The 6,547-nt window shown below is 35.3% G+C and carries 7 protein-coding genes; all 7 read left to right on the top strand.

The features are described from left to right. On the top strand, window positions 1-509 hold a 509-nt coding region (locus tag R3333_RS11530; RefSeq protein WP_318958932.1), incomplete at its 5' end, for a formyltransferase family protein. Further along, window positions 510-1,664 (top strand): LegC family aminotransferase, encoded by a 1,155-nt coding sequence (locus tag R3333_RS11525; RefSeq protein WP_318958931.1) that lies wholly within the window; start codon window positions 510-512, stop codon window positions 1,662-1,664. It abuts the gene before it with no gap. A gap of 61 nt (window positions 1,665-1,725) precedes the next feature. Beyond that, window positions 1,726-2,937 (top strand): polysaccharide biosynthesis protein, encoded by a 1,212-nt coding sequence (locus tag R3333_RS11520; protein WP_318958930.1) that lies wholly within the window; start codon window positions 1,726-1,728, stop codon window positions 2,935-2,937. Between the two features lie 56 nt (window positions 2,938-2,993). Beyond that, window positions 2,994-3,665, top strand: coding sequence for a sugar transferase (locus tag R3333_RS11515; RefSeq protein ID WP_318958929.1), 672 nt, complete (start codon window positions 2,994-2,996; stop codon window positions 3,663-3,665). Between the two features lie 38 nt (window positions 3,666-3,703). Beyond that, entirely contained in the window at window positions 3,704-4,807 is a 1,104-nt protein-coding gene (locus R3333_RS11510; protein ID WP_318958928.1) for an MraY family glycosyltransferase, read from the top strand. A 56-nt stretch (window positions 4,808-4,863) separates the two neighbouring features. Then, on the top strand, window positions 4,864-5,652 hold the full coding sequence (locus tag R3333_RS11505) for a polysaccharide biosynthesis/export family protein (RefSeq protein WP_318958927.1): 789 nt from the start codon (window positions 4,864-4,866) through the stop codon (window positions 5,650-5,652). Between the two features lies 1 nt (window position 5,653). Beyond that, a partial coding sequence (locus R3333_RS11500) for a Wzz/FepE/Etk N-terminal domain-containing protein (protein ID WP_318958926.1) occupies window positions 5,654-6,547 on the top strand: 894 nt, incomplete at its 3' end.

Here is a 6,547-nt window from a genome sequence, read left to right as displayed (position 1 = left end):
GGGATTACATTTTTTCTTATTTGTCTCAGTGGATAATTCCAGGTGATATACTTAATAAAGCTAAAATAGCAGCAATAAACTGGCATCCTGGCTCGCCAGATTATCCAGGAATCGGTTGTACTAATTTTGCTTTGTATAACAAAGAGGTTGAATTTGGGATTACATGTCATCATATGCTTTCAAAAGTAGATACGGGTAAGGTAATTGAAGTTCTAAGGTTTCCTGTCACACCTAATGAAACTGTTTTATCTTTAACCCAAAAAGCATATTCAAACATTTTTCAAAGTTTCATTGGGATAATAGATAGGATTGAGAAAAATGAATCGCTCCCAATTAGTAATGAAAATTGGACACGAAAACCGTACACGCGAAAGGAGTTGAATGAACTTTGTGAAATAGATTTATCGATGAACAAGGAGGAGGTTGAATTAAGGATTAAAAGCACGACTTATGATCGTCCATGGGCTCAACTAAAATTTCACGGTTATAATTTTAAATTAGAAAAATAAATGATACCCTTATCAATACCACAACTCGAAGGAAACGAGTGGAAATATGTGAAGGACTGCATAGACACAGGTTGGATTTCTTCGGCAGGTTCTTATGTGAACCAATTTGAACAAATGGTTGCCGATTATGCAGGAGCGAAATATGGTGTGGCTTGTATGAATGGTACGGTTGGTTTGCATATTGCTCAAATTTTGTCTGGAGTAACCCAAGACGATCATGTGTTAGTACCTAATATTACTTTCATTGCCACTTTAAACGCAGTGAAATATACAGGTGCAACTCCAATACTTGTGGATGTTAATGCAGATAATTGGCAGATGGATTTAGATCTATTGGACTCATATTTAAATGAAAATACTATAGGAAAAGAAATAGAAGGTATCCCTTTTTCATTTCTTAAATCAACCGGCAAAAGAGTAAAAGCAATTATGCCAGTTCATGTTTTAGGAAACATGGGAGATATGGCTCGACTAGTTGAAATTTGTGAAAAGTACCATTTGGACATTATAGAGGACAGCACTGAAGCGTTAGGCTCAACATTTAACGGTAAGCACGCTGGAACTTTTGGGAAATTCGGTGTTTTTAGTTTTAATGGGAACAAAATAATTTCTACTGGTGGTGGAGGTGTAATAGTTACGAATGATAAGGATTTAGCAGATAAAGCAAAACATTTAACCACGCAAGCAAAGGTAAGTGCTATGGACTATATCCACGATGAAATAGGGTATAACTACAGACTTGTAAACGTTTTAGCCGCTATTGGTGTAGCTCAAATGGAAACCTTTCCCAAACTTTTGGAAAACAAACGTCAGATGGATGCTTTCTATAGACAGGAGTTAGAAGGGGTTGGCGATATCGTTTTTCAGTCAATTGATGAAGAAGTAAATCCAAACTGTTGGTTGTTTACCTTTAAAACTTCAAAAATGAGAGATCTATTGGCGTATTTAAATGAAAATGGCGTTCAAAGTAGACCTTTCTGGATGCCGATGAACCAATTGGAGATGTTTAAGGAGGAGATTTATGTTTCTACTGAAAATGTTTCATCTAAAATCTATGACACGAGTATAAGTATTCCAAGTTCTGCAGGAATTACCCTTGAACAGCAAAAGACAGTTGTTGAAACGATAAAAGAATTTTACAAAACACAAGAATAATGGCAAATTTGCAAATTCGCGAATCTGTAAATTTGCTTACCACGCCCCTACGAAAAAAGATATGAACTTAATTGACATACCCAACTTTATAAAAGAATACATTACAAAACGACCAGAAAGTCTATTTGTACAAGATATAGAAAGAAATAAAGAAATTCTTACAGAAAGAATCAAAGGAAAGTCCGTGTTAGTTATAGGAGGAGCAGGGACAATCGGTTCTTCTTACATTAAGGCGGTACTTAAGTTTGAACCTGCCAAGCTGTATGTGGTAGATACAAATGAAAATGGATTGACAGAGTTAACGAGGACTTTGCGTTCTGATGTCAATCAATTTGTTCCTGAGGATTACAAGACTTATCCCATGAATTTTGGAGACCCCGTCTTTAAGAAAATGTTCTTAGCAGAAGGTCCCTTTGACATTGTTGCCAACTTTGCAGCGCATAAGCATGTGAGAAGTGAGAAAGACAAATATTCTATCGAGGCGATGATAGACAACAACGTTTTTAAAGCGAAGGAGTTTTTAGACATGTTGTTAGAGAACAAACCAGAACACTTCTTCTGCGTGTCTACAGACAAAGCGGCTAATCCCGTAAATGTAATGGGAGCAAGTAAAAAGCTCATGGAAGAGGTCATCATGGCATATTCTGATAAATTACAAATTACTACGGCGCGTTTTGCAAATGTTGCATTTTCAAATGGTTCTTTACTCGCAGGTTACGTTGAAAGATTGTTTCAAAATCAACCTATTTCTTGTCCGGCAGATGTAAAAAGGTTTTTTGTATCTCCTGAGGAGAGTGGACAAATCTGTATGTTAGCATGTATGCTGGGTGAATCATCTGATATCTACTTTCCAAAATTGGCTGAGGAGGAAATGGTTTATTTCAAAGATATAACGCTTGATTTTTTCAAGGCATCTAACCGCCCTATTTTGGAATGTAAAAATGAACAAGAGGCCAAAGAAAAAGCCTTGGTCATGACAGAAAAGGATCCTTATCCTGTTTACTTTTTTGAATCAGATACTTCTGGAGAGAAATTGTATGAGGAATTCTACACAGACACAGATAAAGTTGATTTCGATAAACATAATGCGCTTGGTGTAGTGAAAAATGCGAAGAAACTATCAATAGCTCAAATTGAGGATACAATAACTGACTTGAAAGGATTGTTGAATTCAGGAGATTATGACAAGAGCTCTATTGTAAACGTATTAAAAAAATATTTACCCGATTTCGAACATATAGAAACAGGGAAAAGTTTAGATCAAAAAATGTAGTGTATAGAATTCAAAATTGTTGAATCTTTGAATTGTTGAATCTTTGAATTAAAAAAATGTATAAAATTTTCAAACGCCTTTGCGATATTATTGTTTCGGGAGTCTGTCTTCTGATATTATCTCCCTTGTTAATTCCCATAATGATAGGGTTAAAATTAACAGGTGAGGGATATATCTGGTACTTACAGGAAAGGGTGGGGTATAAAAACAAAAAATTCAACATCTTGAAATTTGCCACGATGTTGAAAGATAGTCCGAATATGTCAGGTGGAATTATTACAACTAAAAGAGATCCCAGGATAACTCCAATGGGAGGGTTTTTAAGAAAATCTAAAGTTAATGAATTACCACAACTTATAAATATCTTTAAAGGAGACATGAGTGTTGTAGGACCCCGCCCAGTAATGCAAGTTAGTTTTGATGCTTACCCATTAGAGGTTCAGAAGGTTATTTACAATGTTCAACCGGGTCTTACAGGTATAGGAAGCATAATATTTAGAGATGAGGAAGAGTTGATTACCGCCGTTAAAAACAGAGGAGAAGATACTTGGGAGTTTTACAAAAATGTAATATATCCGTTTAAAGGTGAAGTGGAGAAATGGTATCAAGAAAACCAAGGTTTCATCACCGACCTTAAGATAATTTTTATTACGGCATGGGTGATACTATTTCCTAAAAGTGAAATTGTATATAAAGCATTTAAAGGCTTACCCACACGTAGTTTCTAGGAATAATCTTAAATTTGCTCGATTAATTAAGTCACGTCATGACCTATCAAGAATTATTCTATTACATTGGATTGTTTGCAGGGAGTTTTACACTTACCTATTTGCTTGTTCCCAAGATTTCATTGGTCATGAATGCCAAGAAAATATTGGATGATCCCAACGATAGGAGTTCTCATAAGAAGGCAGTTCCCAATTTAGGAGGGATAGCTTTTTACATCGTATTGATGTTGTCTTTCTTTTTTGTAGACAAACAGGATCAATACAATACAATTATCACAATATTACCGGGTATTACTATTCTATTTATCTTAGGTTTAAAGGATGATTTGGTGGCCTTATCTCCAAAAACAAAATTAGGAGGTCAATTTTTGGCAGCATTATTTTTAGTCTCCCAAGCGCAATTTAAAATTTATAATTTTCATGGTTTTTTAGGTGTACATGAAGTTCCTGAAATAATTGCAATTATTGTAAGTGTCTTTTTAGTTTTAGCGATCATCAATGCATTTAACCTCATTGATGGTATAGATGGTTTGGCAAGTATAGTAGCGTTGATTATTTTCGGTTCATTTGCCGCAGCCTTTTTTTATGTAGGGAATGCCTTCTTGGGGTCCATCTGTTTTGTGATGTGGGGAAGTTTAATAGCCTTTTTGCGTTACAATTTATCTACAGAGAAGAAAATCTTTATGGGAGATACGGGTTCTATGATGCTTGGCTTTGTCATTGCAATCATGTCTATTCGTTTTATCGATTTGATGAATTATGATACTTCATCACTTATACTCAGAAAATACAACGTTCCTTACATATTATTGTCCATTTTAATCGTTCCTTTCTTCGATACTTTACGCGTGTTTGTGATACGATTGATGAATAAGCGCGGGCCCTTCTCTCCGGATAGAAATCACATCCATCATTTGCTGATAGATTTTAGAGCCATGAGTCACGTGAGAGCCAGTATTTGGATAGGACTTTGTAATGTGCTTATTATTCTACTATTCACTTATTTTGCAACTTTCTTTAACCAGTGGTTCATGTTCTTAGGAACGAGTGTTCTGTGTGTAGCAGCGGTAGTTTATTTTTTCTTGATTAATAAAAACAGGGAAGCGATGCGCGTAAAAGTGAAAATGCGTAAGAAAAGCTAAGAATGTCTTGATATTATCCTTATTTTCGCAGATTCAAACAAATGTACCACACCACAATGACACGTGCACTTTTAAAGCTTTTATTAGTAGGATTAATATTTCCTATGGTATTTAGTTGTAAGACGAAGGAAAAAGTAGTCTATTTTCAAGGAGAAGCAATTGATAGTTTAGCAGCGAATTATGAAACACATTTGGAGGTGGATGATATCATTTCCATTGTGGTAACCGCTGATGATCCAGAACAAGCACTACAGTTTAATTTTCCTTCTCAAGGGGTTGTTCAGTCACAAAATAATGGATATACAATTGGTAATCCGGCTCGTTTAGGTTACTTAATTGATAAAGAAGGGTATATCAACTTCCCTGTTTTGGGGAAAATACAAATGGCTGGTTTAGAGCGTTCAGCAGCGGTAGCATTTTTGGAGAAAGAGATTGCAGCGTATATAAATAATCCAGTAGTTCAATTACAAATCGAAAATTTTAAAATTACAGTTCTGGGGGAAGTTTCACGACCCGGTACCTTTAAAATTCCTAATGAAAGAATTACGCTTTTAGAAGCAGTAGGTTTAGCAGGAGATTTGGAAATAACAGGATTACGCAAGAATGTTTTGGTAATTCGCGAGCAAAATGGTGTAAGATTTGAATATAGGGTAGATTTAACATCAAAAGAGTTGTTTACATCTCCTGTTTATTATTTAAAGCAGAACGATGTCGTTTACGTAGAACCAAATTTATCAGCAAGGACGGAGTCAACCTTTTTCAGAAATAACAGTGGTGTTTTTGTTTCCATAATTTCTGTTATTGTTTCTTCAATTTATTCCATCACCATTTTAAGTAATCAGTAATATGAATAACACGGATGTACATGATATCTCTTCAGAAGAAGGAATAAACATCAAAGATATATTAGAGCGTTATCTATTTCATTGGAGGTGGATTCTACTATCTATAGTCTTTTGTATAGGAATTGCCTATGTTTATTTAAGGTATACAAATCCAACTTTTGCGTCGAAAGCTACAGTATTAATCAAAGATGATAAAGCGGGGTCTGGTTTCTCTGAAATGGACATGATGAAGGAACTCGGTTTTGGAGGAGGTTCGGGTAGTTTAGAAAACGAAATAGAGATATACAAGTCGCGTAGTATATTGGAAAAAGTAGTACGCAACCTACAAATCAATAAAAGTGTTGTAGCCGTAGGAGATAGGTCAGGTTTAGAGCGAGCAGAGCTATATGATAAATCTCCAGTTTACTTTGATTTTAAAGTGAATGATAGTACTTCTTTTACGAAAACAAAAGAGTTTGAACTCCGATTGGTCGCTGATGCAACTTTTGAATTAAAAGGGGAAGGCGAAACGGAGTTGAAACCTGTAAAGGCTCAATTTAATTCTTGGAGAGATATAGGGATAGGGCAAGTTCGTGTATTAAAAACAGAGGAGTTCTCTTCTGAGATGATAGGCCGACGATTTATCCTTCGAATAGCTCCTGTGGAGAAAGTTGTTACTGATTTGAAATCCCAACTTAATGTTTCAGCTGTAAATAAGGATGCAGATATTCTAAACATTTCTATTCAAGGAGAAGTAATCAAAAAGAACAATGATATCTTAAATGAGGTTATTAAACAGCACCGTAAAAATGCTATCGCAGATAAAAATGAGGTAGCAGAGAACACGAGTAATTTCATTAATAAACGTTTAGAATTAATCCAGGATCAGTTACGAGAAATTGAAAATGAAGGGGAG

It is taken from the genome of Lishizhenia sp. (assembly GCF_033720595.1).
In the GTDB taxonomy this organism is placed as follows: domain Bacteria; phylum Bacteroidota; class Bacteroidia; order Flavobacteriales_D; family Crocinitomicaceae; genus Lishizhenia.
The sequence above is the reverse complement of the archived record's forward strand: the minus strand, read 5'-3'. Positions and strand labels throughout refer to the sequence as shown.